Source organism: Candidatus Poriferisodalis sp. (assembly GCF_965203655.1).
In the GTDB taxonomy this organism is placed as follows: Bacteria; Actinomycetota; Acidimicrobiia; order Acidimicrobiales; family Poriferisodalaceae; genus Poriferisodalis.
The window spans coordinates 91,448-118,352 of record NZ_CBDBDD010000002.1 but is presented as its reverse complement, the minus strand read 5'-3'; the positions used below and the strand labels follow the sequence as shown (position 1 = coordinate 118,352).

General features: G+C 66.6%; 20 protein-coding genes and 1 pseudogene. 12 read left to right on the top strand and 9 right to left on the bottom strand.

The window, feature by feature from the left end:
* Positions 1-10: 10 nt before the first annotated feature.
* Positions 11-1,270 carry an NAD(P)/FAD-dependent oxidoreductase gene (locus tag ACOGW9_RS00970; RefSeq protein WP_419907517.1) on the bottom strand — a complete coding sequence of 420 codons (1,260 nt, stop codon included), beginning with the start codon at positions 1,268-1,270 and terminating at the stop codon, positions 11-13.
* Between the two features lie 312 nt (positions 1,271-1,582).
* On the opposite strand from ACOGW9_RS00970, the gene ACOGW9_RS00965 reads away from it, so the two are divergent.
* Positions 1,583-4,093, top strand: coding sequence for a ribonucleoside-diphosphate reductase subunit alpha (locus ACOGW9_RS00965; RefSeq protein ID WP_419907515.1), 2,511 nt, complete (start codon positions 1,583-1,585; stop codon positions 4,091-4,093).
* 190 nt (positions 4,094-4,283) lie between these two features.
* Entirely contained in the window at positions 4,284-5,243 is a 960-nt protein-coding gene (locus tag ACOGW9_RS00960; RefSeq protein WP_419856378.1) for a ribonucleotide-diphosphate reductase subunit beta, read from the top strand.
* Positions 5,244-5,273: 30 nt separating this feature from the next.
* On the opposite strand, the gene meaB is transcribed toward ACOGW9_RS00960, so the two are convergent.
* Complete coding sequence (gene meaB, locus ACOGW9_RS00955) at positions 5,274-6,260, bottom strand: methylmalonyl Co-A mutase-associated GTPase MeaB (RefSeq protein WP_419907513.1); 987 nt, start codon at positions 6,258-6,260, stop codon at positions 5,274-5,276.
* Positions 6,261-6,436: 176 nt separating this feature from the next.
* On the opposite strand from meaB, the gene ACOGW9_RS00950 reads away from it, so the two are divergent.
* Entirely contained in the window at positions 6,437-6,886 is a 450-nt protein-coding gene (locus ACOGW9_RS00950; RefSeq protein WP_419907511.1) for a hypothetical protein, read from the top strand.
* A gap of 57 nt (positions 6,887-6,943) precedes the next feature.
* Here ACOGW9_RS00950 and scpA read toward each other — a convergent pair whose 3' ends face one another.
* Both scpA and ACOGW9_RS00940 read right to left on the bottom strand, forming a co-directional pair.
* A complete protein-coding gene (scpA, locus tag ACOGW9_RS00945; protein ID WP_419907509.1) occupies positions 6,944-9,244 on the bottom strand; it encodes a methylmalonyl-CoA mutase in 2,301 nt (766 codons plus the stop codon).
* The gene (locus ACOGW9_RS00940; protein ID WP_419907507.1) at positions 9,241-10,776 is read right to left on the bottom strand and encodes a methylmalonyl-CoA mutase family protein; all 1,536 of its coding nucleotides are present in this window, start codon (positions 10,774-10,776) and stop codon (positions 9,241-9,243) included. Before ACOGW9_RS00940 ends, scpA begins: the two co-directional genes overlap by 4 nt.
* Before the next feature lie 84 nt (positions 10,777-10,860).
* Between ACOGW9_RS00940 and leuS the strand changes: the two genes are divergently transcribed.
* The 3 genes from leuS (at position 10,861) to ACOGW9_RS00925 (ending at position 16,355) form a co-directional block, all read left to right on the top strand.
* A complete protein-coding gene (gene leuS / locus ACOGW9_RS00935; protein ID WP_419907505.1) occupies positions 10,861-13,746 on the top strand; it encodes a leucine--tRNA ligase in 2,886 nt (961 codons plus the stop codon).
* Between the two features lie 73 nt (positions 13,747-13,819).
* Complete coding sequence (locus tag ACOGW9_RS00930; RefSeq protein ID WP_419907503.1) at positions 13,820-15,502, top strand: thiamine pyrophosphate-binding protein; 1,683 nt, start codon at positions 13,820-13,822, stop codon at positions 15,500-15,502.
* Positions 15,503-15,683: 181 nt separating this feature from the next.
* On the top strand, positions 15,684-16,355 hold the full coding sequence (locus ACOGW9_RS00925; protein ID WP_419907501.1) for a choice-of-anchor R domain-containing protein: 672 nt from the start codon (positions 15,684-15,686) through the stop codon (positions 16,353-16,355).
* A 344-nt stretch (positions 16,356-16,699) separates the two neighbouring features.
* On the opposite strand, the gene ACOGW9_RS00920 is transcribed toward ACOGW9_RS00925, so the two are convergent.
* From ACOGW9_RS00920 to ACOGW9_RS00905, 4 genes and pseudogenes are all read right to left on the bottom strand, one after another.
* Positions 16,700-17,542 carry a type ISP restriction/modification enzyme gene (locus tag ACOGW9_RS00920; RefSeq protein ID WP_419907499.1) on the bottom strand — a complete coding sequence of 281 codons (843 nt, stop codon included), beginning with the start codon at positions 17,540-17,542 and terminating at the stop codon, positions 16,700-16,702.
* A 243-nt stretch (positions 17,543-17,785) separates the two neighbouring features.
* Entirely contained in the window at positions 17,786-18,019 is a 234-nt protein-coding gene (locus tag ACOGW9_RS00915; RefSeq protein ID WP_419907711.1) for a DUF3915 family protein, read from the bottom strand.
* A pseudogene (locus ACOGW9_RS00910) lies at positions 17,965-22,038 on the bottom strand (type ISP restriction/modification enzyme); the annotation flags it as partial. The gene ACOGW9_RS00915 and the pseudogene ACOGW9_RS00910, both read right to left, overlap by 55 nt.
* A 250-nt stretch (positions 22,039-22,288) precedes the next feature.
* Complete coding sequence (locus ACOGW9_RS00905; RefSeq protein WP_419907497.1) at positions 22,289-22,489, bottom strand: hypothetical protein; 201 nt, start codon at positions 22,487-22,489, stop codon at positions 22,289-22,291.
* 127 nt (positions 22,490-22,616) lie between these two features.
* Between ACOGW9_RS00905 and ACOGW9_RS00900 the strand changes: the two genes are divergently transcribed.
* Positions 22,617-23,339: an SOS response-associated peptidase gene (locus ACOGW9_RS00900; protein WP_419907495.1), complete on the top strand. Its 723-nt coding sequence runs from the start codon at positions 22,617-22,619 to the stop codon at positions 23,337-23,339.
* Between the two features lie 14 nt (positions 23,340-23,353).
* On the opposite strand, the gene ACOGW9_RS00895 is transcribed toward ACOGW9_RS00900, so the two are convergent.
* Positions 23,354-23,758 carry an HIT family protein gene (locus tag ACOGW9_RS00895; RefSeq protein ID WP_419907493.1) on the bottom strand — a complete coding sequence of 135 codons (405 nt, stop codon included), beginning with the start codon at positions 23,756-23,758 and terminating at the stop codon, positions 23,354-23,356.
* Positions 23,759-23,812: 54 nt separating this feature from the next.
* Here ACOGW9_RS00895 and ACOGW9_RS00890 point away from each other — a divergent pair, with 54 nt between their 5' ends.
* The 5 genes from ACOGW9_RS00890 to ACOGW9_RS00870 all read left to right on the top strand — a co-directional run bounded on the left by ACOGW9_RS00890 (position 23,813) and on the right by ACOGW9_RS00870 (position 26,876).
* Positions 23,813-24,424, top strand: a complete 612-nt coding sequence (locus ACOGW9_RS00890; protein WP_419907491.1) for a CDP-alcohol phosphatidyltransferase family protein — start codon at positions 23,813-23,815, stop codon at positions 24,422-24,424.
* Positions 24,425-24,448: 24 nt separating this feature from the next.
* Positions 24,449-24,850 carry a glycine cleavage system protein GcvH gene (gcvH, locus tag ACOGW9_RS00885; RefSeq protein ID WP_419907489.1) on the top strand — a complete coding sequence of 134 codons (402 nt, stop codon included), beginning with the start codon at positions 24,449-24,451 and terminating at the stop codon, positions 24,848-24,850.
* A gap of 5 nt (positions 24,851-24,855) precedes the next feature.
* Positions 24,856-25,308, top strand: coding sequence for an FHA domain-containing protein (locus ACOGW9_RS00880; RefSeq protein WP_419907487.1), 453 nt, complete (start codon positions 24,856-24,858; stop codon positions 25,306-25,308).
* Between the two features lie 77 nt (positions 25,309-25,385).
* Positions 25,386-26,297: a MerR family transcriptional regulator gene (locus ACOGW9_RS00875; RefSeq protein ID WP_419907485.1), complete on the top strand. Its 912-nt coding sequence runs from the start codon at positions 25,386-25,388 to the stop codon at positions 26,295-26,297.
* A 54-nt stretch (positions 26,298-26,351) separates the two neighbouring features.
* Positions 26,352-26,876 carry a bifunctional nuclease family protein gene (locus tag ACOGW9_RS00870; protein ID WP_419907483.1) on the top strand — a complete coding sequence of 175 codons (525 nt, stop codon included), beginning with the start codon at positions 26,352-26,354 and terminating at the stop codon, positions 26,874-26,876.
* Positions 26,877-26,905: the final 29 nt, after the last annotated feature.

Here is a 26,905-nt window from a genome sequence, read left to right as displayed (position 1 = left end):
GCTGAGCCGATCAGTTCAGCGTGGCGGCGAGCTCCAGCGCCTCGTCCCACGTGGGGTGGTTGGCCAGCAGGCGGCGGAATCGCACGAACGGCCTGATCGCGTCGAGCGCCATCACCGCGCTCAGGTGGCCATTGCGCCGGTAACCGGCCAAGAACGAGCGATCTGAGTTGGAACCGCCTTCAGCCGATCCGACGAGCACCTCCACGTCGTCGTCGGCATCGGGATGTCCGGCGATCTGGATGCGGGCGTCGTACTGGTCGGACCACACGAACGGAACCGAGCTGTACGGCTGTGCTTCCGCGGGCGCCACCAGGTTGCGGCCCACCGCCATGCCGTGCTCCACCGCTGCGGTCCAGTGCTCGACCCGGACCGGTCCGGCCTCCGCTAACGGCCCCAGCCAGCCATTGGGCGCACGCGCGACATCGCCCACGGCGTAGATGCCTTCGGGCCCGCAGCACAGCGTGTCATCGCACACCACGCCGTTGTCGATCTGCAGTCCCGAGCCTTCCAGCCACGCCGTGTTGGGCACCACCCCGATGCCGATGACCACCAGATCAGCAGGGACGCGGCTGCCGTCTGCCATGGCGACCGCTTCGGATCGCTCAGCGCCCAGCACGCCCTCCACGCCGACACCGAGCCGCAGCTCCACGCCGTTGTGGCCGTGCAGCGCACCGACCCGCGTGCCCATCTGCGCGCCGAGCCCGCGCACCAGCGGTGCGCTGGCTGCCTCGATCACGGTGACTTCGCAGCCCCGGGCCTTGGCCGAGGCTGCCACCTCCGAACCGATGAACCCGCCGCCCACCACAGCGACTCGCGCGCCGGCCCGCAGACCGTCGCGGATGGCCTGCGCGTCGTCGAGGGTCCGCAGCGTGTGGACGCCCCTGATGCCCTCAGTGCCCGGCAACGACCGGGCCGCCGCGCCGGTCGCGATGACGAGGCCGTCGAATGGCACTGTCTCGGCGTTGCCGCCTGCCGCCGGGGCGACAGCGACCGTTCGAGCCGCCACGTCGAGCCCCACCGCGTGGGTGCTCAGCATGACCTTCACGTCGAGGTCGTCGTAGGCACCGTCTTGGTCGAGGGCCAGCGAGCTGGGGTCGCCCTCACCGGTCAGGAATTCCTTCGACAGCGGCGGCCGGTCGTAGGGGAGATGCGGCTCGGCACCGATGAGCGTCAGCGGCCCGTCATGACCCGCAGCGCGCACGCTGTGCACCGCGCGCGCCCCTGCCAGCGACGCACCGACGACGACTATGCGTTTCGGGGAATTCGACACGCCAGAAGTGTGTCATCTCCGAGGCGAAAGAAGGCTGTCAGTGCGGGCGCAGCGCGCGACGGCGCGCCGGCAGCGGCCTCGTACTCCGCCAGTTGGCAAGGGATCGGGCCAAGGTTCGCTGCGACGGCCAGTCCGCGCTATAAATGTTCCTCACACCTGTGTAACTACGACAGTGTGATTCGAGCAGGTGCCGTAGCTCCCAAGCACTCGAGACGGCACTGCATTCGGCGGGATGAGAGGGACGGAGACCGGCATGATCACCACACGTCGCACAGCGCACCTCGGTGCCTGCCTATGCCAAGGCGTCGGCAGATGAGCATCACCGATGCATCTGCAGCCGACACCGCTGCAGCCGACACTGCGCATCACGCTGATGCAGCCGAGACGCCCGGCATGCGCGTGCAGAAGCGCGACGGCTCCATGCAAGCCGTTGACGTCAACAAGATCGTCCGCGCCGTCGAACGCTGTGCTACTGAGCTGGCCGGCGTCGACCCGATGCGAGTCGCGACGCGGACCATCTCGGGACTTCATGACGGTGCCACCACCACCGAGCTCGACGAGCTGTCGATTCGCACGGCCGCTGCGCTGATCTCTGAGGAACCGAACTATTCGAAGCTGGCCGCCCGCTTGCTGGCCACCTATATCGACAAGGAAGTCCAGAACCAGAACATCTACTCGTTCAGCCAGTCCATCTCCGAGGGCGGCGAGTGCGGGCTCATCCATCCCGATGTGGTGGCATTCGTCGCCGCAAACGCCCGCAAGCTCAACGATGCAGTCATAGCGCAGCGCAACGGCGACTTCGAGTTCTTCGGGTTGCGCACCGTGTACGACCGCTACCTGCTGCGGCATCCGCAGCGCCGGACGGTCATCGAGAACCCGCAGTACTTCCTGCTCCGCGTTGCCTGCGGTCTGTCGCAGACCGCTGAAGAGGCCATCGCGTTCTATGAGCTCATCTCCAGCCTGCGCTACCTGCCGTCGTCGCCCACGCTGTTCAACTCGGGTACGGCCCACCCACAGATGTCGTCGTGCTACCTGCTCGACAGCCCGACTGATTCGCTCGAAGGCATCTACGACCGCTATTCCGACATCGCCAAGCTGTCGAAGTTTGCCGGCGGCATCGGCGTGGGCTGGCACCGGGTGCGGTCGCGCGGCTCGCTGATCAGCGGCACCAACGGCTTGTCGAACGGCATCGTGCCGTGGCTCAAGACGCTCGACTCGTCGGTTGCGGCGGTGAACCAGGGCGGTCGGCGCAAGGGCGCTGCGTGCGTGTATCTCGAGTCGTGGCACGCCGACATCGAGGAGTTCTTGGAGCTGAAGGACTCCACTGGCGACCATGCCCGGCGCACCCACAACCTGAACCTGGCGAACTGGGTGCCTGATGAGTTCATGCGCCGGGTCGAGAACGACTGGCAGTGGTCGCTGTTCGATCCCAAGCGGGTGCCCCATCTCACCGACCTGTACGGCGACGAGTTCACCGATGCGTACCGCGAGGCCGAGGCGGCCAGCCTGTACGAGCGGCAGGTGTCGGCCCGCGAGCTGTACAGCCGCATGATGCGCACGCTGGCGCAGACCGGCAACGGCTGGATGACCTTCAAGGACGCCTCGAACGCCAAGTCCAACCAGACCGGCGAGCCCGGCAACGTCATCCACCTGTCGAACCTGTGCACGGAGATCCTCGAGGTCACCAGCAACGCCGAGACGGCGGTCTGCAATCTCGGCTCGGTCAATCTCGCCAAGTTCGTGCGGGACGGCGCCATCGACTACGACGCGCTGGGAGAGGTCGTGCGCACCGCGGTGCCGTATCTGGACCGCGTCATCGACATCAACTACTACCCGACGCCCGAGGCGGCCCGATCGAACGAGCGCTGGCGTCCGGTCGGGCTCGGCGTCATGGGCCTGCAGGACGTGTTCTTCCAGCTCAATCTGGCGTTCGACTCGCCTGAGGCGGTCGAGGTCGCGGCCCGAATCGCCGAGGAGATCTACTACTGGGCAGTCTGGTCGAGCTGCGAGCTGGCTCGCCAATACGGGCCGCACGGCGCGTTCGACCAGACGCGAGCCGCGGCGGGAGAGCTGCAGTTCGACCTGTGGGGCATCGAGCCGTCCCAGCCCCAGCGCTGGGCCGAGCTGCGCGAGCGGATCGGCCAGCACGGGCTGCGCAACTCGCTGCTGGTCGCCGTTGCGCCCACCGCCACCATTGCGTCCATCGCTGGCTGCTACGAGTGCATCGAACCGCAGGTGTCGAACCTGTTCAAGCGAGAGACGCTCTCGGGCGAGTTCATGCAGATCAATCGCTACCTGGTGCGCGAACTGCAACAGCGCGGCCTGTGGAGCGAGGCCATGGCCAACAAGATCAAGATGGCCGAGGGCTCGGTGCAGGCCATCGCGGAGATCCCCGACGACCTGCGCTCGGTGTATCGCACGGCGTGGGAGCTGCCCCAGCGAGCGCTCATCGATATGGCTGCTGCACGCGGCGCGTTCATCGACCAGAGCCAGTCGTTGAACCTGTTCATGGAGAGCCCCAACATCGGGAAGCTCTCCTCGATGTACATGCACGCCTGGAAATCGGGCCTGAAGACGACGTACTACCTGCGCTCCCGGCCGGCTACCCGCATCAACCAGACCACGACTGACAGTGCATCTCCCAGCAATGGCACGCAGCGCAATGGCGGCCAGCCCAACGGCGGCACTGCAACGGAGGCGACCGTGTCGACCATGCCCGACCCAGCCGCGGCAGGCTCGGCCGTCGCGGTCATCGACACAGCCGCCGCCGAGGCCGTGGCGTGCTCGCTGGAGAACCCCGAAACCTGCGAAGCCTGCGAATAGGCGTCGCTGACACCAAGAGGCCCACGACCGACAGAGGATCCTCATGGCACTTGTCCAGCCAGAGCCCGAATTCACCCCACCCCTCAGCGACCCGGTGCCCGATGGCGCCCGCCAAGCCGACTCCGTTGGCGACGGGTCGCCGAAGCGCGGCAACATTTTGGAGCCGGGCTTCGAGTTGACATTGCGCCCGATGCGGTACCCGCAGTTCTTCGACATGTACCGCGACGCCATCCGCAACACGTGGACGGTCGAGGAAATCGATTTCTCCGACGACATCGTTGATCTCAACCGCAAGCTGGCGCCGGCCGAGCGGCACCTCATCAACCGGCTCGTGGCGTTCTTCGCCACCGGCGACTCCATTGTCGCCAACAACCTGGTGCTGAACCTCTACCAGCACATCAACAGCCCCGAAGCTCGCATGTACCTGAGCAGGCAGCTGTACGAGGAAGCGCTGCACGTGCAGTTCTACCTGACGCTGCTCGATCACTACATCCCAGATCTCGACGAGCGAGCGGCGGCGTTCTCGGCCATCGAGAACATTCCCTCCATTGCCGCCAAGGCTGATTTCTGCTTCCGCTGGATGGACAGCGTGTGGTCGCTCGATCAGCTCTCCACCGTCGAGCACCGCAAGGCGTTCCTGCTGAATCTCATCTGCTTCGCGGCGTGCATCGAGGGGTTGTTCTTCTTCGCGGCGTTCGCCTACGTCTATTTCCTGCGGTCGAAGGGCTTGCTGAACGGCCTGGCGGCCGGCACGAACTGGGTGTTCCGTGACGAGTCAGCGCACATGAACTTCGCGTTCGAGGTGGTGCGCACGATCCGTTCCGAGGAACCCGACCTGTTCGACCAGGACCTCGCCGATCGGATCCGCGAGATGATCGTCGAGGCGGTCGACGTCGAGACGCAGTTTGCGCGCGACGTGCTGTCGGGTGGCGTGGCGGGCATGTCCGTCGCCGACACTCGGTCCTACTTGGAGTTCGTGGCCGACCAGCGGCTGGCTCAGCTCGGGCTGCCGAAGAACTTCGGCTCCAAGAATCCCTTCTCGTTCATGGAACTGCAGGACGTGCAGGAGCTCACGAACTTCTTCGAGCGCACCGTCGCGGCCTACCAGGTCGGCATCGAAGGCGAGGTCGCCTTCGACGAGGACTTCTAGGCGAGGTCGCCTTCGACGAGGATTCTTGAACTAGGCAGTCGTCGACGCGTCGAAGGCTGTCATCAGCCGGTCCACTGCGGCTGTTGGAGTCAGCCGGTCGGCTCGCACCTCGTCTTCGAGATCGGCCAGCAGGTCCTGAGCACGCGTCGTCAGCCGTGCGCGCATGCGCTCAGTCAGCATGGCGCGCATCCAGCGCACCCGCTGGTCCGCCCGGCGGGCTGCCAGCTCGCCCGATGCCGACATGAGCCGGCGGTGCTCGGCCACGTGGTCCCACAGCGTCTCGAGGCCGTCTGCGGTCAGACCTGAGCAGGTGATCACCGGGGGAGTCCAAGTCGGCGACGCCGGCTGGGTCATGTGCAGCGCGAGTCGGTAGTCGCGAGCCGCGATGCCGGCTCGCTCGACGTTGTCGCCGTCGGCCTTGTTGACTGCGATCAGATCCGCGATCTCCAGGATGCCCTTCTTGATGCCCTGCAGGTCGTCGCCGGCGCCCGGCAGCATCAGCACGACGAAGAAGTCCACCATGTCGGCCACGGCCGTCTCCGACTGGCCGACGCCCACGGTCTCGACGAGCACCACATCGAAACCAGCGGCTTCAAGCACCAGGATCGTCTCGCGGGTCACCCGCGTCACCCCGCCGAGCTGCCCAGCAGTCGGCGACGGCCGCACGAACGCGGCGGCATCATTGGCCAGCGCGGTCATGCGGGTCTTGTCGCCCAGGATGGAGCCTCCGTGCAGCGCCGACGTCGGGTCGACGGCGAGCACGGCGACACGGTGACCCTGTCCGGTGAGCATCGTGCCGAGCGTCTCGATGAGAGTGCTCTTGCCCACGCCGGGAACGCCGGTGATGCCCACCCGGTGCGCGCCACCGGTATTGGCCAGCAGCTCGGCGAGCAGCTCCTGCGCCGGTTCAGCATCGGCAGTGAGCCGGGACTCGACCAGCGTGATGGCCCGGCCGATGGCAGCGCGGTCGCACGCCCGTACACCGGCAGCAAGTTCGATGACATCGGCTTCGGCCATCGGAAGCAAGGTACCGGGCGCCGCGGCGACCGCCTGTCTGGGAAGACCGGCGCTTCGGGCACAATGTGCGGGTGGGCTTGCTGAAACGAATGCGCACAGGGGACCGTTCCCATCCTGCGGAGCAGTTTTTGAATCAGGGCGACCACTTGCATGCACTCGTGCCCGCGCAGGGAGGGATGCACCCATTCACTCTGCTCGTCATCGGCGTCGGCGCGCTGGTGGGCATCTTGCTCACGGTCAACCTCCCGTGGCTGCAGATCGGCCTGATCTCCACGACGGTGTTCGCGACCGTCGCGGTGCTCAGCATGTCCCGATACCGGCTGCTGGGGTTCACGGACTCCGACATCGTGGTGATGCGCACCAGGGCGCTGCGGCCGGCCAAGCCCGTCGAGCGGCTGGACCGCGTCGAGCGCTTCGAGCCCTTCAACGTGCGAGGCTCGGCGTGGGGCCAGATCGAGGTGGGCAGCGAGCGGCTGTGGGTGCACCGCCGCTACCACCGCCACCTCGACGAGGCCGATGAGCGGCTCGCTGCCGCTCCCCGCGGCATGAGGGCAGCCTCAAGTGCGGCCTACCGGGGCGCACGCGCCAAGAAGAAGATCCGCAACGTCGGCGGTCGCCATCGCTGAGCCGGTCGGCTGGGTTGTTCGGCCGGGCGAGCCGGCCACCTTGATCAGCCGGGGTGATCAGCCTGATTCGAGCAGGTCGAGCATTTCGGCGGCCGCTTCGGCGATGACCGTGCCGGGCGGGTAGATCGCGGCGGCGCCTGCCGCGCGCAACGCATCGAAGTCCTGCTCCGGGATGACGCCGCCGACCACGATCAGGATGTCGGGCCGGCCGAGTTCCGCCAGCGCGTCCCGCAGCTCCGGCACCAGCGTCAAGTGTCCTGCGGCGAGCGACGAGGCGCCGACCACGTGCACGTCGTTCTCGACGGCTTGACGGGCTGTCTCGGCGGGCGTGCTGAACAACGGGCCGATGTCGACGTCGAAACCCAAGTCCGCGTAGGCCGTGGCCACCACTTTCTGGCCCCGGTCGTGGCCGTCCTGGCCCATCTTTGCGATGAGGATGCGCGGTCGCCGCCCGGTCTCGCGGCCGAAGGCAGCAATCCGGCTGCGCACGGCGTCAACCGCGGCGGCCATCGTGTTCGTGCCACCGCCCGCAGCGGGGTCATCTGCATCGCCCGAACTGTCGCCAGCCATCTCGCTCCCGTACACGCCGCTGATCGTGCGTATCTGGGCAGTGTGCCGCCCGAAAGCGTCCTCCATCGCCGTGCTGATCTCTCCCACGGTGGCATGGCAGCGCGCCGCGTCGACGGATGCGGCCAGCAGGTTGCCCTCGCCGCTGCGCGCCACCTCACGCAAAGCGTCCAGCGAGCGGCGAACCGCATCGGCGTCACGCTCGGCGCGCAGGCGGTCCAGCTTCGCCAGCTGAGCGGCTCGCACCTCAGCGTTGTCGACGCGCAGGATGTCGATCTCATTGGCCAGCTCGGACCGGTAGCGGTTCACGCCCACGACCGTGCGTTGACCTGCCTCGATGCGGGCCTGGGTGCGCGCGGCGGCTTCCTCGATGCGCATCTTGGGAATGCCGGCCTCGATGGCGCGAGCCATGCCGCCGAGCTGCTCGACCTCGTCGATGTGGGCGGAGGCCCGCTGTGCCAGCTCGGCAGTGAGCCGCTCCACGTAGTAGCTGCCGCCCCAGGGGTCGATCACCCGGGTGGCGCCGGCCTCGTGCTGCAGGAACAGCTGAGTGTTGCGGGCGATCCGGGCGCTGAAGTCGCTCGGCAGCGCCAATGCCTCGTCGAAGGCATTGGTGTGCAGGCTCTGGGTGTGGCCGTCGACGGCGGCCATCGCCTCGATGCAGGTGCGCACCACGTTGTTGTACGGATCTTGGGCGGTCAGCGACCAGCCGGAGGTCTGGCAGTGCGTCCGCAGCGACAGCGACCGCGGGTTCTCGGGCTCGAAGCGGGCGACCAGCTTGGCCCACAGCAGCCGGGCGGCCCGCAGCTTGGCGACCTCCATGAAGAAGTCCATCCCGATGCCCCAGAAGAAGCTGAGGCGAGGCGCAAAGTCGTCGATGCCCATGCCGGCGCCGATGCCACAGCGCAGGTACTCCAAGCCGTCGGCCAGCGTGTAGCCCAGCTCGAGGTCGGCGGTCGCCCCGGCTTCCTGCATGTGATAGCCCGAGATCGAGATCGAGTTGTAGCGGGGCATTTCTTTCGAGGTGAACTCGAAGATGTCGCTGATGATCCGCATGGAGGGCTGGGGCGGGTAGATGTAGGTATTGCGGACCATGAACTCCTTGAGGATGTCGTTCTGGATGGTCCCGGTGAGCTGGGCGGGCGCGACGCCCTGCTCCTCGGCCGCCACGACATACAGCGCCAGGATGGGCAGCACCGCCCCGTTCATGGTCATCGACACGCTCATTCGGTCGAGCGGGATCCCGTCGAACAGCGTGCGCATGTCGAGGATCGAGTCGATGGCCACGCCCGCCATGCCCACGTCCGAGCTCACTCGCTGATGGTCCGAGTCGTAGCCCCGGTGGGTCGCCAAGTCGAACGCAACCGACAGGCCCCGCTGGCCCGCGGCCAGGTTGCGCCGGTAGAAGGCGTTGGAGTCCTCGGCGGTGGAGAACCCGGCGTACTGGCGGATGGTCCACGGCTGATTCGTGTACATCGTCGGGTACGGGCCCCGCAGGTACGGGGCGAAGCCCGGATAGCCGTCGAGGTACGTGCGTCCGCCGGTGCCATCCCCGCCAGCTCCGGATCCGCCCTCGTACAGGTCGGCGATGTCCGCGGCGACGTAGAGCGGCGCGATGTCGATGCCTTCAGGTGTGGCGGTGGGGACGGGAGCGTGGCCGGTTTCGGAGGCGAACTGCTCTGCCCATCCCGCTCGTGCCGGGACTTCAGCGCGGCGGTGACCGTTCGAGCCCCCTGGGGCCAGCCGAGCGTCCTCGAGTTCGAGGTCCGAGAAGTCGCCGATGACGCTCATGAGGATGCCGCCCCAGCCGGGGCTACGCCGTTTGACTCGACCTCGTAGGGCGCCGCCCAGCGGTGCACGCCCAGCCCGCCGGGCGGCTGGTCGGCCGAGAGGTTCGCCCACGATGCCTGCTCAGCGTGGGTGTCCACGAAGTCGGTGACGCCGACCAGCACGTGTTCGCCCGCCGCGATCCGCTCATCGCGCAGCGCTCGTTCGGTGGCGATCGATGCCTTCAGCTCGCCGCTGGCCATCACAGCGCAGATGCCGCCGGCCGCTTCGATCTCCCGGAAGCGGTCCCAGGCTGCGTGCGCCAACGTGCGCGTGAGATGTTCGATGTACCAGCTTCCCCCGGCGGGATCGATGACCGATCCGATACGGCTCTCGTGGCGAAGGATCAGCTGCGTGTTGGCGGCGACGCGCCACCCCAGGCCGCTGGACGATGCTCCGGAGCTGACAGCGTCAAAGGGTCGGACGGTGATGGCGTCGACACCGCCGTTGGCCGCACCGAACGACGCCGTGGTGGCGCGCAGCATGTTCACCCAGGGGTCGCGAGCGCTCAGCATGGCCGTCGCAGTGACTGCGTGGAGCCGCATGGGGGACCCCTCGTCGCCGGTGCCGTCGACTCCGCAGGTGCCCAGCACACGGGTCCAGCACATCCGCAGCGCCCGGCACTTGGCGGTGACCAGGAAAGCGTCGGGCCCTGCGGACAGCGTGAAGCCCAGCAGGCGAGCGGCAGCATCCGGGTCGAGTCTTGGTCCGTCGGCGTTGTCGCAGGCCGCCCGCAGCCACGCCACCCCGGTTGCGAGCATCGCAGCCAGCTCGGCGGCGTCGCTCGCGCCGGCATCGGCGAAGACCGACCCGTCGGCCTCCAGCGGCACGGCCCCGGGCGAGCGTTGTGCGATCTCGGCGGCACTGCGCGCTGCGCTGCACATGGAGGAGACGAGTGTGGCGCCATCATCGGAATCGGCCGAGTGCCAACCGCTGGCGGCCGCTGCGATCGGGTCGAGACCGATCCACGAGCGCAGGCCTGCGAGATCCAGACCGTGACGGTCGAAGACATTCAGCAGTGCTGCGGCGTGCGCGGGTGATGCGCCGGACTGCAGGTGGATCGTCACGCCGGCGCCTGCCGCATCGCCGATGCCTGCGGCGAGTGCGGCCGCATCGCCGTCGGCGTCCCAGCCCCGGGCGACTGTGACGGCATCCACGCCCGATGTCGTGTCCACGGCGACGGCGTCAGGCGTGCCTGCGAGTCGTACGTCGTGGATCTGGCGTACCGCCCAGCCCAGTGCACCGCTCGCGGCGGCGGCGCCGCGAGCGAACGGTGCACTGCCGGGCAAGCCTGAAGGGTCAGCCTCGGTGCCGTGGCGATGCGACGTGTACAGCGGGGCAGTCTCGATGCCGTCGAGCAGCGTCGTGCGCAGCGACGACAGCGGCTCGCCCCGCAGCGCGCCTTCGGCCGCGGCCTCCCAATCGCTCTCAGAGACATCGGCGAATCCGGGGTCGCTGAGCGCGGTGTCGTGCCGCGAGGTGGGCGTAGGGGCCACGGTCCGCAGGGTAGCGGTCGCCTTCGGGAGGCGAATGTGGCTCATTCTTAGTGATTCGAGAGTGTCCGTGGCATCCTTGCCCGCATGAATGCCCCCGCATCGGCCGATGTCGCTGTCGCGCGTTCATCTGAGGCGAGCGAGCTCCCTCCGTATCGCTACGACGCCGAGATGGCGAACGAGATCGAATTGCGCTGGCAGGAGCGGTGGCGGGCAGACGGCACCTACCGCACACCCAATCCCAAGGGTTCGTCGGCGGACCCGGCGACCGACAAGAACAAGCTCTTCATCATGGACATGTTCCCGTACCCGTCGGGTTCGGGCCTGCATGTCGGTCACCCGCTGGGCTACATCGGCACCGACGTGTACGCACGCTTCAAGCGCATGTGCGGGTACGTGGTGCTGCACCCGATGGGCTACGACGCATTCGGCCTGCCTGCTGAGGAGCATGCCCGCCAGACCGGCGAGCATCCCCGCGTCAACACCGAGCGGAACATCGCCAACATGTCGCGCCAGCTGGCCCGGCTCGGGCTCGGGCACGACGACCAGCGATCGCTGGCCACCACCGACGTCGAGTACTACCGCTGGACGCAGTGGATCTTTCTGCAGATCTTCAACTCCTGGTACGACGCCGAGGCGCAGCGGGCCCGCCCCATAGCGGAGTTGGTCGAGCTGTTCGAGACCGGGCAGAAGTCGACCACCAGCGGCGCTGCCTGGGCCGACATGAACGACATCGAGCGGCGCACCGAGCTCGATGAGCACCGCTTGGCCTACTTGGGCGAAGCGCCGGTCAACTGGTGCCCTGCGCTGGGCACGGTGCTGGCCAACGAGGAGGTCACCAACGAGGGCCGGTCCGACCGGGGCAATCATCCGGTCTTCCGCCGCCCGATGAAGCAGTGGATGATGCGCATCACGTCCTATGCCGACCGGCTGCTGGCTGATCTCGACCGGGTGGACTGGTTCGAGAGCGTCAAGATCATGCAGCGCAACTGGATCGGCCGCAGCGAGGGCGCATACATCAGCTTCGCGGCCGACGTCGCACCGGGCGAATCCGGCGCGGACGATCCCGATTCGAAGAGTTCTGGCCCAGCCATCGAGGTGTTCACCACTCGTCCCGACACGATCTACGGCACCACGGCCATGCTGCTCGCACCCGAGCACCCACTCGTCGACGGGCTGGTCGCCGACGCATGGCCACCGGATACCGATCCGCGCTGGACCGGCGGCGCCGCGACGCCTCGCGAGGCTCTCGACGCATACCGGGCCCAGGCAGCCGCGATGACCGACTTGCAGCGCCAGACCGAGCGCGACAAGACCGGCGTGTGGCTGGGGGTGAACTGCCGCGTGCCCACCAACGGAGAGCCGGTGCCAGTGTTCGTCGCCGACTACGTGCTGATCGACTACGGCACCGGCGCGGTCATGTCGGTGCCGGGAGAGGATCAGCGCGACTGGGATTTCTCCGTCCAGTTCGGGCTGCCGATCATGCGCACGGTGCAGCCGCCACCCGAATTCGGCGGCGAGGCCTACGACGGTCCCGGACCGGCCATCAACAGCGATTTCCTGAACGGCTTAGAAAAGGCCGAGGCCATCGACGCCATCTGCGACTGGCTGGAAGAGCGGAGCTGCGGTCGCCGCACGGTCACCTACAAGCTGCGGGACTGGCTGTTCAGCCGGCAGCGCTACTGGGGCGAGCCGTTCCCCATCGTGTTCGACGAGACGGGGCTTCCCCTGGCGGTGCCCGAGGCCGAATTGCCGGTGGAGCTGCCCGAGCTGATCGACTGGGCGCCCCGGGCGCTGGACGAGTCGTCGGAGCCTGAGCCGCCGCTCGGCCGTGCCACCGAGTGGGCCACGGCCACCTATGACCTCGGCGACGGCGAGCGCACGTACCGCCGCGAGCTCAGCACGATGCCCCAGTGGGCCGGATCGTGCTGGTACTACCTGCGCTACCTGGACCCGACCAACGACGACGCCCTGGTGGATCCGGAGGTGGAGCGATTCTGGATGGCTGACCCCGACGGCGGGGTCGGGGGGGTCGACCTCTACGTCGGCGGCGTGGAGCACGCTGTGCTGCACCTGCTGTATGCCCGCTTCTGGCACAAGGTGCTGTACGACCTCGGTCACGTCAGCGGTCCCGAGCCGTTCGGCCGGTTGTACAACCAGGGCTACATCCAGGCGGCCGCGTACCAGGACAGCCGGGGCGTGTACGTGGAGGCCTCCGAGGTGGTCGAGCGGGACGGCAAGTTCTTCTGGGGCGACGCCGAGGTCACCCGCCACTTCGGCAAGATGGGCAAGTCGCTGCGCAACGCGGTCACGCCCGACGACATCTACAGCGCGTACGGGGCCGACACGCTGCGGACCTACGAGATGTTCATGGGCCCGCTGGATCAGGGCCGTCCCTGGGAGACGCATTCGGTGATCGGCTCGCACCGGCTGCTGCAGCGGGTGTGGCGAAGCCTGGTCGACGAGCAGACCGGCGAACTCGCGGTTGCCGACGTTGCGCCCGACGCCGACCTTGAGCGGATGGTGCACCGGACCATCGCGGCAGTCACCGACGCCATGTCCGACCTGCGCTTCAACTCGGCGATCGCCCGCATCACCGAGCTGAACAACGAGCTGACGCGCCGGGGAGGTCCGACGCCCCGTTCTGTCGCCGACGTACTGGTGCGCTTGCTGGCGCCGCTGGTGCCGCACCTGGCCGAGGAGCTGTGGTCGAAGCTGGGGAACTCGACCACGGTGGTCTACGCGCCGTTCCCACAGGCAGATCCGGCGCTGCTGGCGGCCGAGGTGATCGAGGTGCCGGTGCAGGTGAACGGCAAGGTCCGCAGCCGGATCACGGTTGACGCCGGCATCTCGCCAGCCGATCTCGAAGTTGCGGCGAAGGCCGACGAACGCATCGCCCAGCTCACCGTCGGCGCAGACATCCAGCGCGTCGTGACCGTCCCCGGCAAACTGGTCAACATCGTGCTGGCGTAAGCCAGCAGCATCAAGCACGTGCTCGCCTAGGCGAGCAGAATCAGACACGTGCTGGCGTAAGCGGGAGAACGACATGAGCGGCAAGGAACGGCGAGCATTGGGCGTGACGGCCACCGAGACCCACGGCGGCAAGCTCGCCGCGAAGGCGCTGAAGGCCGCGGGCGTGGAGTGCGTGTTCACCTTGTCGGGCGGTCACGTCATGGGCATCTACGACGGCTGTCTGGATGAGGGCATCGAGGTCGTCGACGTCCGCCACGAACAAGCCGCGACGCACGCCGCCGACGCATGGGCTCGCCTGCACCCGGGCAAGGTCGGCGTGGCCATCCTCACCGCCGGCCCGGGCGTGACCGATGGCGTCACCGGCGTCGCGAATGCCTGGCGAGCCAACTCGCCGATCCTGGTCTTCGGTGGCCAAGGGCCGTTCAAGCACGCCGGCCGAGGCTCGCTGCAGGAAATGGACCACGTGTCGCTCATGCGTCCGGTGACGAAATGGTCGGGTGCATGCGGGGAGACCCGCCGCATTGCCGAGTACATCGAACTGGCCATACGCACGGCGCTCAGCGGCGTGCCCGGCCCGGCCTTTCTCGAGATACCCATGGACATCCTGCATGGGCGGGTCGATCTTGACGCCGTCGAGGTGCCCCGGTTTCGCGACTACCGGGTGGCCGCTGCCGCTGCAGCCCCTCTGGTGGAACAGGCAGCCCAGTTGATCGCCTCAGCGGAACGGCCCGTCGTGATGGCCGGCACGGCGCTGAAATGGAGCGAAGGCGGCGATGCGTTGGCTGCATTCCTGGATGCCACGTCCGTGCCGTGTTACGTGAACGGCATGGCGCGCGGGGAGATCTCGTGGGATCACCCGTCGTTTCTCTCGCTCACTCGCAAGGAAGCACTCGAAGCCGCTGACGTGGTGATCCTGGCCGGCACGCCGCTCGACTTCCGCATGAAGTTCGGCCGCGCCATCCCGGCGGACGCCCGCATCGTGCAGCTCGACCTGGACGAGACGCTCATCGGCCAGAACCGCCCCGCCGATGTCAGTCTCGTCGGCAACCTTGGCGCCAACTTCGATGCGCTGCTGGATGTGTTCAAGGCCACCGGCGTGACCGTGGACGCCAGTGCACAGCTTGCGGCGCTGCGCACGCGCGAAGCCGAGATGGACGAGGCCCGCAGCGCCGAGCTGAACAGCGACGAAGTACCGATCGACCCGCTGCGGCTGTGCCGCGAGATAGCGGATGCCGTCACCGACGACATGATCGTGATCGGCGATGGCGGCGACATCGTGGCGCAGGCCTCCAAGGTGATCCGGGTGCCCAGGCGCGGCACCTGGATGGACCCGGGCCCGCTCGGCACGCTCGGTGTCGGGATGCCGTTCGCGCTGGCGGCGCAGAAGGCACACCCAGACAAGCGGGTGCTGATCGTCTACGGCGACGGCTCGTTCGGGCTCAACGGCTTCGAGTACGACACGGCGGTGCGATTCGGGCTGCCCATCGTGGGAGTCGTGGGCAACGATGCGGCGTGGGGTCAGATGCTGCGTCCCCAGGCCAGCCTCTACGGCCAGGACCGCGTGGTCGCCACCGAGCTCAGCTACACCCGCTACGACAAGGTGATCGAGGCCATGGGCGGCCACGGCGAGCACGTGACCGAGCCCGACGAGATCGCACCGGCGCTGGCACGGGCGTTCGACTCGGGCCTGCCTGCGCTGGTCAACGTGGAGATCCGCCAGGACCGCGGAGCCATGAAGGGCTCCACCTACGTATAGCCGTCACACGTCGGCGCGGATTCGAGGGCATCCTGACTATGTGACGGCCGAATCTTGAGTCATAGTGCAGGCAGATAGGAGTCCTGCCATGACCAAGAGACGTTGCTGGCATCCCGACTCGAGAAAGCCACTGGTTGTGTTGCTAGCGGTACTGGCAACGGCGACTTGGTCCACTTCTGCTGTGGCTGGCGCCAGCGTGCACGACATCGATTCGCGGCCCCCCTTCGTCGCCGCCCGCATATCCGACGCTGGCCCGGCGGCACTCATCTCCAATATCGATCAGCAGGACACGGATGGGTTCCTGCTGTTCAGCGGTGGTTCGGTGTTTCAGGGGTTTAGCACCGGTGCCAACCCGGGGGGCTACTCGCTGTCGGAAGTCAGCGTGATTCCGCAGGAACGCACGCCGGACCCAGAGGAAGTGACAGAGATGTCCGACTCTCGAACCAACCTGCGGTTGCAGATTGCCGACAGCTCCACTCAGTCCGGGCCCGAGTTCGAGGCAACCCGGCCCAGCGTGGAGATCTGGTCGCAGAAAGGTCGCAACATCACGATGCCCGACGAAGTGCTGTACGCGTTGATCACCCCGCAGTCGGTGCCGCTCGGCGAAGCGGTCGCATTCGCCGCGCCGCCGGGCGCCACGCTGGACGCCGACACGAGCTACTACGTCAGGATCATCGACGTCATGCAGCTGGGCTGGGACCTGGATCGCGATATCGACAGCGACGCCGCCGATGGGTGGAGCCTCGACGACGGCCTCATGTACCAGACCGAGGGCGCCAGTGCTTGGGGCAATTATGCCGTGAACGCCATCGTCGCCATCCGCGGCACTGCACTGTCAGCGCAGGCGCCGTAGGCAGAGCGAAACCTGCCGTCACGTCATCTACAGCTGGATCAAGGCAAGATGCTGTGGGTTCCGCAGCGGTGCCAGCGAATGTGCGTGAGATTCGGTTGCTGCGCGCTCCCGAAGGAGAAGACGGCCCGGCCGTCCTCAGCCCACCGCAGTTCGTAGCGGTCTCGCACGCCCCTTAGCTTGTGGACCAGTCCGTCGCGAAACCATGTCGCGGTGCCGGCATCCATTTGACGAAGATCGTCAACGAACTGGGCCCGGACGAGTCGAAAACGTTCACGTTGTTGAGGGGTGAGCTTCGCCACGTCGCGCAAGAAGACTCCATCTTCCTCGTGGGTCGGCACGAGCGGTCAAGAATCTGTCGACTGTTCGTAGGGCAACGAATCCAAGTGCGCCTCGAACTCTTCATCGGTGTAGACGATGCCTGTGGAGTCTTCTGATGGTTCCGCTGTCGCTGCGGATTCGATGATGTCGGCCAGCGTGACCGGGCCTGGCTCGTACAGGTGCGACTCGCCGGGGCGTGAGGTCGGCAACCAAGCGATGATGTGGGCCGACTCGTAGCTCACAGTCACCAGTCGGCGCAGGTGGCGAATCAGGTTGAACGGCTCGTCTGCCCAGTCGCGCCAGCCGTTCGGATCGTCGATGATGCCTGAAGCCTTGTCGTGCTTGACGCGGAGGCTGTCGATGGCCCATTGCAGCGGGGTGCGTCCCGAGACGGTGTAGCGCGTTGTCTCGACCGGAATTCCGACCAGGCGGCACCGCCTATTGAGCAGGAGTACAGTGCGGTCTTCGCTGCCGTCAGGGCCCTTGCCCCAGCGCATCCGACTCTCGATCCGGTATGCGTTTCCATCGGCGTCACCTTCGTCCGGCTCGCCATCCACCAAGCACTGCACGGGGTACTCGTCGACCGTCTCGTAGTCGATGTGTAAGTCCATCAGCTTGCGCCCAGCCGACCGGAATGCTTCGAAGTCGTCGGCTAGCGGGATGCGCGGCAGGTTGCGCTGCAGGTCGTGGCGGTAGTCAATGCGCCAATGCGGCGAGTGCATCACGCCGTACAGGTACTCCCAGATGTCGTCCTTGGTGATTTCGGCGCCGTACTTGGCTTGGAATTGCTCCAACGCCCAGTCACTCAGGTTGTCGAGGTTCGCAGCGGCCTCGCCTACGGTCAGCCCCAAGTCGAGGGTTTCTGTCACGAACGCCTCCTCGGGACGACACGAGTGGGTTGATTGGTGCCGCAAGCACTGAGATCGACCGGGCAGGCGGTTGCCAAAGCCGAGAAGATCGCCCTGTTGTTCGGCGAAGTCACAAGCAGGACTTCGGCTCTGCTCACGGTCGTCTCCGCGGTGCCGCTCGGCATGCTGGGTCCAGCGCGTGCAGGTCCGGCAATATCGGCGTCGCCAAAATGGCGAACACGGTTCTGTTCGATGGAGTCGTCATCAGGAGCGTTTCGCCCTGGGCGCGAACCGCGCTCCGCCTTCGAGGCAGTTGAGATCGATGCGCTGTCCGACCGCGAGCGCCGAGAATCGTGTCCTGCTGGACGGGCTGCTGACCGAGATTCCTCTCTCTCTCTCTCTCTCTCTCTCTCTCTCTCTCTCTCTCTCTCTGCGTTCGGGAACATGGCGGCTATGGACTTGACGGATGACAGGATTCGAGAGTCCTCGTAGAGCCACAACTTCGTAAACGGCCGGTACAGCACCTCGCGGATGCGGTCCTTGTCAAACACGATCTCTTCCCGGCGGCGCAGTGATTGCTTGAGCGTCCCGGTCCACTTGATCCGTGCGAGGTCGTCGTTCGCCGTGCATTCCTCGACGCTGCAGCCAGCTTCGACGAGCTCAAGCGCATCGCTGTAAGCATCGATCAGTTGCTGCATGCGACGGGCCAGTTCGTCGCGCGAGAAGGAATATACGTAGACATCGCAGTTCGTGGCGATGCCCAGCGCATGGTCGTGGATCATGTGTGTCGAATCGTGATCATCCCTGCGGAGCGCGCAGACTGGCATTAGGTCGTTGAAACTCCCGTCGGTCACGTTGACCCAGTCATGCGACTCATTCTCTGGGACCGTGACGAAGCGCTCGCTGGTGGCATCGCCGAGACCGCTCAGCCATTCGAACTTTTGCTGAAGGCTGGAGTATTCAGGTGCCTCCGCGTATTGCAAGAGAGCGGGTGTCTCACTCGGGCGATCGGGGTTGCGGATCAAGATGGTGATCTGAACGCCGACGCGTGCTCCGGTGCCTTTACGAACCTCGGAGTTCTCGCGAATCTCGATGCCGAATATGACAGAACCCTCACGGTCACGCTCGTCGCCCGATTTCATGTTGTCGCCCAAGAGGTTGACGACGTAGATCTTCGAGAATTCATCTCGGAGAGCTGCCCGCATTCCGGCCAACGACGGTGCGTTCGACAGTGAATTGGGGTGGATCAACGCGACAACGCCAGGAGTGGCCGGATCATTGTTCGGTTGGCTGAGCCTGTCCGTGGCCCAGCGAATGGCTTCTACGTACAGGTTGCCCATCGCCTTGCCAGCACCGCGACCGGTGATGTCGCGATGACGACGTCCGTAGGTGTCGCGAACGCGCTGTTCGACGTGGGGATGCTCGACGTTGGGGTTGTCGTCACCTGCTGACTTTTGGCCGGCCGACCAAGGTGGGTTGCCGATGATGACTTGGATGGGTAGTTCGTTCTGCTGCCGGGCGCGGGCCGAGTTGTAACCGATCGTTCCCGTTCCGGGCAAGCTTGCGGGGTCGTGCGAGAACGTGTCGGTGAGCACGATGCCGCTGAATGGCTCGTAGCTGCCGGTGCGCTCCCGATAGCCCTCTTCGATCTTGATGGCTGCCAAGTAGTAGGCGAGCAGCACGATCTCGTTGGCGTGGATCTCTTGGACGCTGCCGCCAGGCACCAGCGGGTTGTGCGTGTTGACGAACTTGCGCTCCAAGTCTTCGTCCGCGATCAGCGGCTCGCCGGCGCTGTTGTGCTGGGTGAGCAGACGGTTGATGAACGTGCCCGTGCCCGTGAAAGGGTCCAAGATGTGAACGTCCTTCGAGGTCAATCCCCGCCCGAACTCTTGGCGCAGCACCGCGTCGACCGACCGCAGCATGAAGTCCACCAGTTCCACTGGCGTGTAGACGATCCCCAGTCGAGTGATCTCGGCGGGCATCGCTTCCTTGAAGAACGACTCGTATACCTCCAGCATGATCTTGAGTCGGGCATCGGAATCGGCCGCGCCGGAGAGGCGGTTGCGGACGCTGTCGTAGAACCGGTCCAACGCGACAGTCTCGTCGCGCAGCCGGATGTCGGCTGTTTTGAACTCGTCGAGCAGTTCGTTCAGGGCGGCGGAGATCGGGTTGCGGTCGGCGAAGCCGCTTCCTGCGAACAGCGCATCGAAGACTGGCATCGTCACTACATGCTGGGCTACGAGCACCGCGAGGTCGCCTGACGGCAGGCTTCCGCCGATGGTGGCCTCCATCTGGACGCCGAAGCGCTCGAACTTGGCTGCCAAGTCAGGGTTTGCGCCGACAGCAGTTCGCACATGCTCAGTGATGGTGCCGGTGATCCGCGCCACTTCACGTCCCCAGCGATCCCAGTACTGGCGATCCCCGCAGGCGGCCACCAGCCGTGACGCAATGGCGTGCTCGAAGGGCAGACGCTGCTGGGTCACCTTGCCGTCGATGTCGCCGCCGCCGTCTTGCTCGCATTCACACTCGGCGTCGGCCCGACCGCATGTGCTGCATACGCCGCTCGGCAGGATGCTGATGGGCAGCCGTCCTGTCAGGTCGGCTGTGTTGATCGCGACGTCTAGGCGTTCGTCGTGTGAGCGCAGGGCTTTGAGGACCTTCCAAACGGCCTTGAAGTCGGAGCCCGACAAGACTTGGTCGTCGAGCAGGCTTGCGCCGGAGGGAACCACCACCGGCAGGATCACGTAGCCGACATCTTTGTGCTCGGCGCGCCGCATCACGCGGCCGACGGCCTGTATGACGTCGATCTGTGACTGCTTCGGTTCGAGGAAGATCACGGCGTCCAATGCCGGCACGTCGATGCCCTCAGTGAGGCAGCGGGCGTTGGTCACAATGCGGCAGGCGCCGCCGGGATCGCCCTGTCGCAGCCATGCAATCGTGTCGGCCCGTTCGAGAGCGTTCTTCGAGCCGTCGACGTGGCGTACGTCGCAGCCGAGCAGTTCGGCCCTATCGCCTGCCGCCGTCCGACCATGCACCGCAGCAGCCACCGCCTCGACCACGGGGTTCCAGTACCTCTCCACCAGTTGGGAGTTGCGGATTCGGTTGGTGAAGGCGATGACTCGCTGGGCAGCGTCCTGCGGGTTGACGGCGCCCGTGACACGGCCCTCAGCGGTGGTGGTAGTGGGATCGGCCAAGCCGTCCCAGCAGCCAGCAAAGCGGACTGCTTCGTGGATGCTGAATGGCCGATCGTCGTCGATCACGATGCTGTCGTAGGCATCGAGCACCGGATTCTCGGCCACCGCGATGACCAGCACTTTGTAGTCGGTGAGGTGGCCGCCCTCGACAGCGTCGCCGAACGACATGCGGTACAGCTCCGGACCGTAGATGCTCGGATCGTCCATCGAGAAGACGTCGAAGTCGCGCTCGTGTTCGTCGGCTCGGCGCCTGGCTGCCTCGGTGTACACGCGAGGCGTCGCCGTCATATAGAGGCGCTTGTGGGCACGCACGCGCTCAGGGTTGTGAATGAAGGAGTACGGGGTGATCGTTCGACTGTCTGCCTTGCCCTTCTTCGGCGTCTTCGTGTCCTCGATGCCGGTGGTGCGGTGGGCCTCGTCGCAGAGCACGAGATCGAAGGGGGGAACTTGGGTGTCCGTGCCGTCCCCAGCCTGCGCGTCAGCGATGAGGCTGAGCGACTGGTAGGTGCAGAACACGACGGTCATTGCGTCCGAGTCGCTGACGGCCAGTTGCGCTGCGATGCGCTGCGGATCGGTGGTGACCGGCATCGCCAGCTCGGCCAGCGGCGCATCCTCGGCTGCGTGTCCGGCGCGAGTATCGGAGCACACGCCGATGTAACGATGCGCAATATCGGGAGTTCGCTGGCGTGCCCATTCGCGCATCGTCTGGTTCATTAGAGCAATTGAGGGCACCAAGTACAGGATGCGCCCGCCGACGCCAGCCTGCTGTTCCGCGATCCACAGCGAGACGACCGATTTGCCCGTTCCGCAGGGCAGTACGAGCCGTCCGCGGTCTCCCGCGGCGAGCCCGTCGAGCACCTTCGCTATCGCCTCAACCTGAAACGGCTTGGGCGTATGGCGCGGCTGGGGCGTGAAGCGCAACTCGGTCGGGTCGTCGAGGCACTCGTCCCAGTTGATCGGCCACGACTCGAGGTCGCTGCGGTGCAGCACCTCGCACCGCGGCGATGCCCGTTCGACCATCGTCCGCGCCTGCGCGGTCATCGGTGACGTCAGCACGAGCAGGCGCGCGGAGAACGCCGAGCCCGACGATGCCGAGATGAAGGAGTCGACCTCGGCCTTGCTGATTCGACCTTCGATGTGCGCTTTGGTCTGGATCGCGCACAGTCCTCCGCCTACCTCGGGGGTTTGCTCGGCGACGAGGTCGATGCCGACATCGGCCCCATAGCCGTGGGCCTCGCGGTCGGGCCATTCCATCCAGCGCCAAACGTGCTTGAAGCGCCGGGGACCATAGAGGTCCGGGTGCCGTGCCAGAGCAGCTTGCATCAGCCTCTCGAACGCGCTGCCGCGGGCCTGAGGCGTGTCATAACGCTCGCTGAGCATTGCCAAGAGATCGGCTTGCTCAGTCGTTGCCGTTCGAGTCGATGCCATCGACCGATTCACGCCACTCGCGATCCTGCACCCACGTGCCGCACAGTACCGGCCTGTCCGGCGAGCAGCCACGGCGAGCGGCCTCCGCGCCGCTGACGAGAGTCTGGACGAGCGTTTCATCGTGGGGCAAGCCGGGGGCAGCATGTCACTGTTGCCTGCGGTCGGAATCGGCCTCCGGGGGACTTGTGCGAGATCTCTGCTGGCAAGTGGCCGCGCTGCCGGTTGAGAGTGTGGCGAACGCAATATCTGCCGTCACATCGTCTTCGACGAGCCGGTCGAGCGCTTCCTGCTCTTCGGCTTCGTCGTCGGACAGCAGCGCCGTCCAAAGATCGTCGACGAATCCCACGAGAAAACATCATTCAAGTAAATTTCATGATGTTCAAATGATTTTCACGTACAACCTGATTTCGTAGCGTCTGAGTGAGCTGATTCCGAGGGGATCCGGAATCCCACCGTCGTTCTACGCTCGGCGCATGTGCGGGCGCTTTGTCTCGGCGGCTGATCTCGATGCGGTGTCGGCGTACTTCGACACGCCATTGCCCGGTTTCGACGCACCACGCAGCTACAACGTGGCCCCCACCACCGACATAGTGGCTGTTGTGGGCAACGACGATGCCCGCCGGATCGAGACGTTCAGGTGGGGTCTGGTGCCGCCGTGGTCGAAAGACCCCACGAAGGGCCCGCTGCTGTTCAACTCCCGCTCCGAGACAGCCGCAACGAAGAACTCCTTCCGTGGCGCGTTCAAGCGGCGCCGCTGCCTCGTCCCCGCCGACGGGTTCTACGAGTGGCCCCGAGCCCCGAAGGGCACACCCCGAGATGACCGGCCACTGCCGCACTACATCACCCGCGTCGATGGCGGCATGCTGGCCATGGCCGGCCTGTGGGAACGCTGGTCGCCGCCTGACGACCCTGCCGACGGCGCACCCCCGAATGTGCTGCACTCGGCGACCGTGCTGACCACTGCCGCGAACGGCTTCATGGCGTCGATTCACGACCGCATGCCGGTGCTGCTGGAGCGCCCGCAGTGGGAAGCGTGGCTCGATCCGGCCAACGACGACGTCGACGAACTCGCGGCCATGTGCCTGCCCGCTGCGGAGGGGATCCTGCGGTCGCACCAGGTGAGCCGTGAAGTGGGCAGTGTCCGCAATCGCGACGCCAGCCTCATCGATCCGGTCGAGCCGGATCGGCTCTTCTAGCGGGACTCCGCCGATCAGCCCGCCGCTGCCAGCTCGGCGAGGATCGCTGCGGCCGGACCGGCCAGTTCCTCGGTGGAGGCCATCGGCAGCGCTCGGGCGAAGTTCATGTCGGCCATGGAATTCACGGGGCACACGTGAATGTGGCAGTGGGGGACTTCGAAGCCGGCAATCACCAGTCCGATGCGATCTGGCCTGAAGGCCCGCATCTGCGCTTCCCCGATGCGGCGCGAGACATCGAACAGGTGCGCCTGAAGATCGGTTGGCACGTCCAGCCAGTGATCGATCTCCGCGATGGGCACGACGAGCGTATGGCCCGGTGCGAGCGGGTTGATCGACAGGAACGCCGCGCACACCTCATCTCGCCACACGAACGTGCCGGGCAGCTCGCCCTCGATGATCCTGGTGAAGACGGTGGCCACGGGCGAAGCCTAAATGGGGGATGCGCCTGAGTATGCGTCGGTACTGTGAGCCAGGTGAGCGAGGCCCCCGGCGCGTCGGAGACCCCCGAGGTCGGGTGGCGGCCGTTCACCGTGCCGAACCTGATCAGCTTCGGGCGGCTGTGCTGCCTGCCGTGGTTCGTGTGGCTGGTGTTCGGCGCGGAGGACCGCTGGAGTGCTGCGCTGCTGCTCGGTGTGCTCGGCGCCACGGACTGGGTGGACGGCTTCATCGCTCGCCGCTTCAACCAGGTGTCCGAGCTCGGCAAGATCCTCGACCCCACCGCCGATCGCCTGCTGCTGCTGGTGGCGTTGGTGGCCCTGATCGTCGACGGCTCGCTGCCGTTGTGGATTGCGGTGCTGGCCTTGGTACGCGAAGGCGGCGTGGCGGTCGCAGCGCTGGTGCTGGCGGCGGCGGGCGCCCGCAAGATCGAGGTCACGTGGTGGGGCAAGACCGGGACGTTCCTGATGATGTTCGCCATCCCGAGCTTCCTGGCGGGTGCCAGCGACATCGCCGCGGCTGGCGTGTTCGGCGTGCTTGCGTGGGTATTCGTGGCCACGGGATTGCCGATTCACTACTGGTCGGCGTTCGGCTATGTACCGCAGGCGATTCTTGCTGTTCGCGAGGGACGCGCCGGCCGGGCGGTGTGACACCCATCCGATAGCTTCGCGGCCATGGAGATTCCTGCAGAGCTGCGCTACTCGGCCGACCATGAATGGGTGCGCCCCAGCGATGCCGGCATGCAGGTCGGCATCACGGACTTTGCGCAGGATGCGCTCGGCGATGTCGTGTACGTAGAGCTGCCGGAGATCGGGGCGCAGGTCGCCGCCGATGAAGCCATGTGCGAGATCGAGTCCACAAAATCGGTCTCGGACATCTTTGCGCCGCTGTCGGGCGAGATCGCAGAGGTCAACGTGGCGCTCGAGGACGAACCCCAGCTCGTGAACGAGTCTCCCTACGGCGACGGGTGGATCTGCGTCATCACGCCGAAAGCCGACACCGCGCAGGCTGATGCCGAGATGGCTGCCCTGCTCGATGCCGACGGCTACGCCGCGCTGATCGCCGAGGACGTCTGATCGCCGTGGCCATCGTCTGCGGAAGGTGCGGGTATTCGAATTCCGACGATGCGCGCTTCTGTTCGGGCTGCGGCGCACGCCTCGACTCGTCTGCCGACGCGCCGACCGAGGTGCTCTCGCCGGTCGGCGCAACCGACGCTCCTCCCTACAGCGGGGTCGCCGAGTTGGTGGTGACCTCGGGGCACCGCTCCGGCACACGCTTCGAGCTGGCCGGCGATCGGGTCACGGTCGGGCGCCATCCCGACAGTGACGTCTTCCTCGATGACATCACCGTCTCGCGCCGTCACGTCGTGCTCGAGCTGGGCCCAGCGGGGCACACCTTGCGCGACGTCGGCTCGCTCAACGGCACCTATGTCAACGGCATCCGCACCGACGGCGAGATCTCGCTGCGGGGCGGCGACGAGCTGCAGGTCGGCAAGTTCAAGCTGCTGTACCTGGTGTCGTCGGTCGGGCTGTGAGTGCAGGCGCCGAGCCTGAACCCCACCCGCCTTCACATCTGCGTGCCCCGATTGGACGGCTGTCGATCGGGGAGGTCGTGGCCCTGCTGCGACCTGAGTTCAGCGACCTGACCGACTCCAAGATCCGCTTTCTCGAGGATCGGAAGCTCATCTCGCCAGCGCGCACCCCGGGGGGATACCGCAGCTTCGGGTCACACGACATCGAGGTGCTGCGCTGGATTCTCAGCCGCCAGCGCGACCAGTACCTGCCGCTCAGCATCATCGGCGAGCGCATCGACCGGGGCGAACACCTCGCCGACATCTGGGGCATCGGCGTTGGTGATGGCGGTCCCTCGCTCGGGGGAACAGGCGCCGCAGATCCCAAGCAGGTCGGCGACCGTGGCGGTTCCGGCGATGCCGCCTCCGAAGACGCCGCAGGTGAAGCCGTCGCCGGCGATGCCGCCCCCGAAGACGCCGTTGCCGGTGACGCCGTCCCCGAGGATGCCGCTGCAGGTGGAGCCGCCCGATTCCCGGGCCCCGAGCCGGACGCGGCGCAGCCGCCGTGGGCCGCGCCCGACGACGCCCAGGCCTACAGCGCTGCGGAGCTGAGCGCCGAGAGCGGGCTCAGCTTGGCCGAGATTGCCGAGCTGACCGAGTACGGCCTGCTGGTGCCGCTCACCGATGCCGGCACACCCCCGCCCGGCAGCGACCCCCAGGCATCGCTCGCACTCGAACCTCCCGAGCCCCGCTACAGCAGCGGTGCGCTGCTCATCGCTCGCATCTCGCGCGAGTTCGCCACCTACGGCCTGCAGGCCCGCCATCTGCGAGTCGTCCGCAACGCCGCGGCGCGCGATGCGGCCATGTTCGAGCAAGGGATCCAACCGGTCATCCACGCGGCCGGACCTACCGCCACCCACGATGCGCGCCGCTCGTTGGGACGGCTGGTGGCACTGTGCGAGCGGCTGCGTGCGCAGGTGATGGGCGAAACGCTCAGCCGCTACTGGGACTGAGAGCGCCGCTGCCGCCGGCTCAGGCCTCGCAAGGGCCGAAGTAGTGTGCATTCCATGGTCGAGATGGAACTTCTTGGCGTGCAGGTGGAGATGCCCTCGCAGAGCCCGCTGCTGCTGCTGCGGGAGACGAGCGGCTCCCAGCGGGTGCTGCCGGTCGTGATCGACACGCCCGAGGCGCAGGCGATCTACCGCGGCATCGAGCAGATCCGCGTGCCGAGGCCCCTCACGCACGACCTCATGGCAGCCATCTTGGACGTCCTCGGCGCGACGCTCACCAAGGTCACCGTCACCGACCTTCGCGACCGCACGTTCTTTGCCGAGATGGAGGTGACCATCGGGTCGTCCACCCACACCATCTCTGCGCGACCGAGTGATGCCGTAGCGCTGGCCGTGCGCGCCGATACGCCGATCTTCGCCAGCGAGGCCGTGCTGGACGAAGCGGGACAGATCATCGAGCTGCCGCCCGACGAGCCTGCCGATGTCGACCCCGACGAGCTCCTCGACGAGTTCAAGCAGTTCCTCGACGACGTGCAGCCTGACGATTTCGGGCCGACGGCGGAGGCCAGCGACCCCGAGTGACGCCCGGCGACCGGTTGCCGGACGTGCCC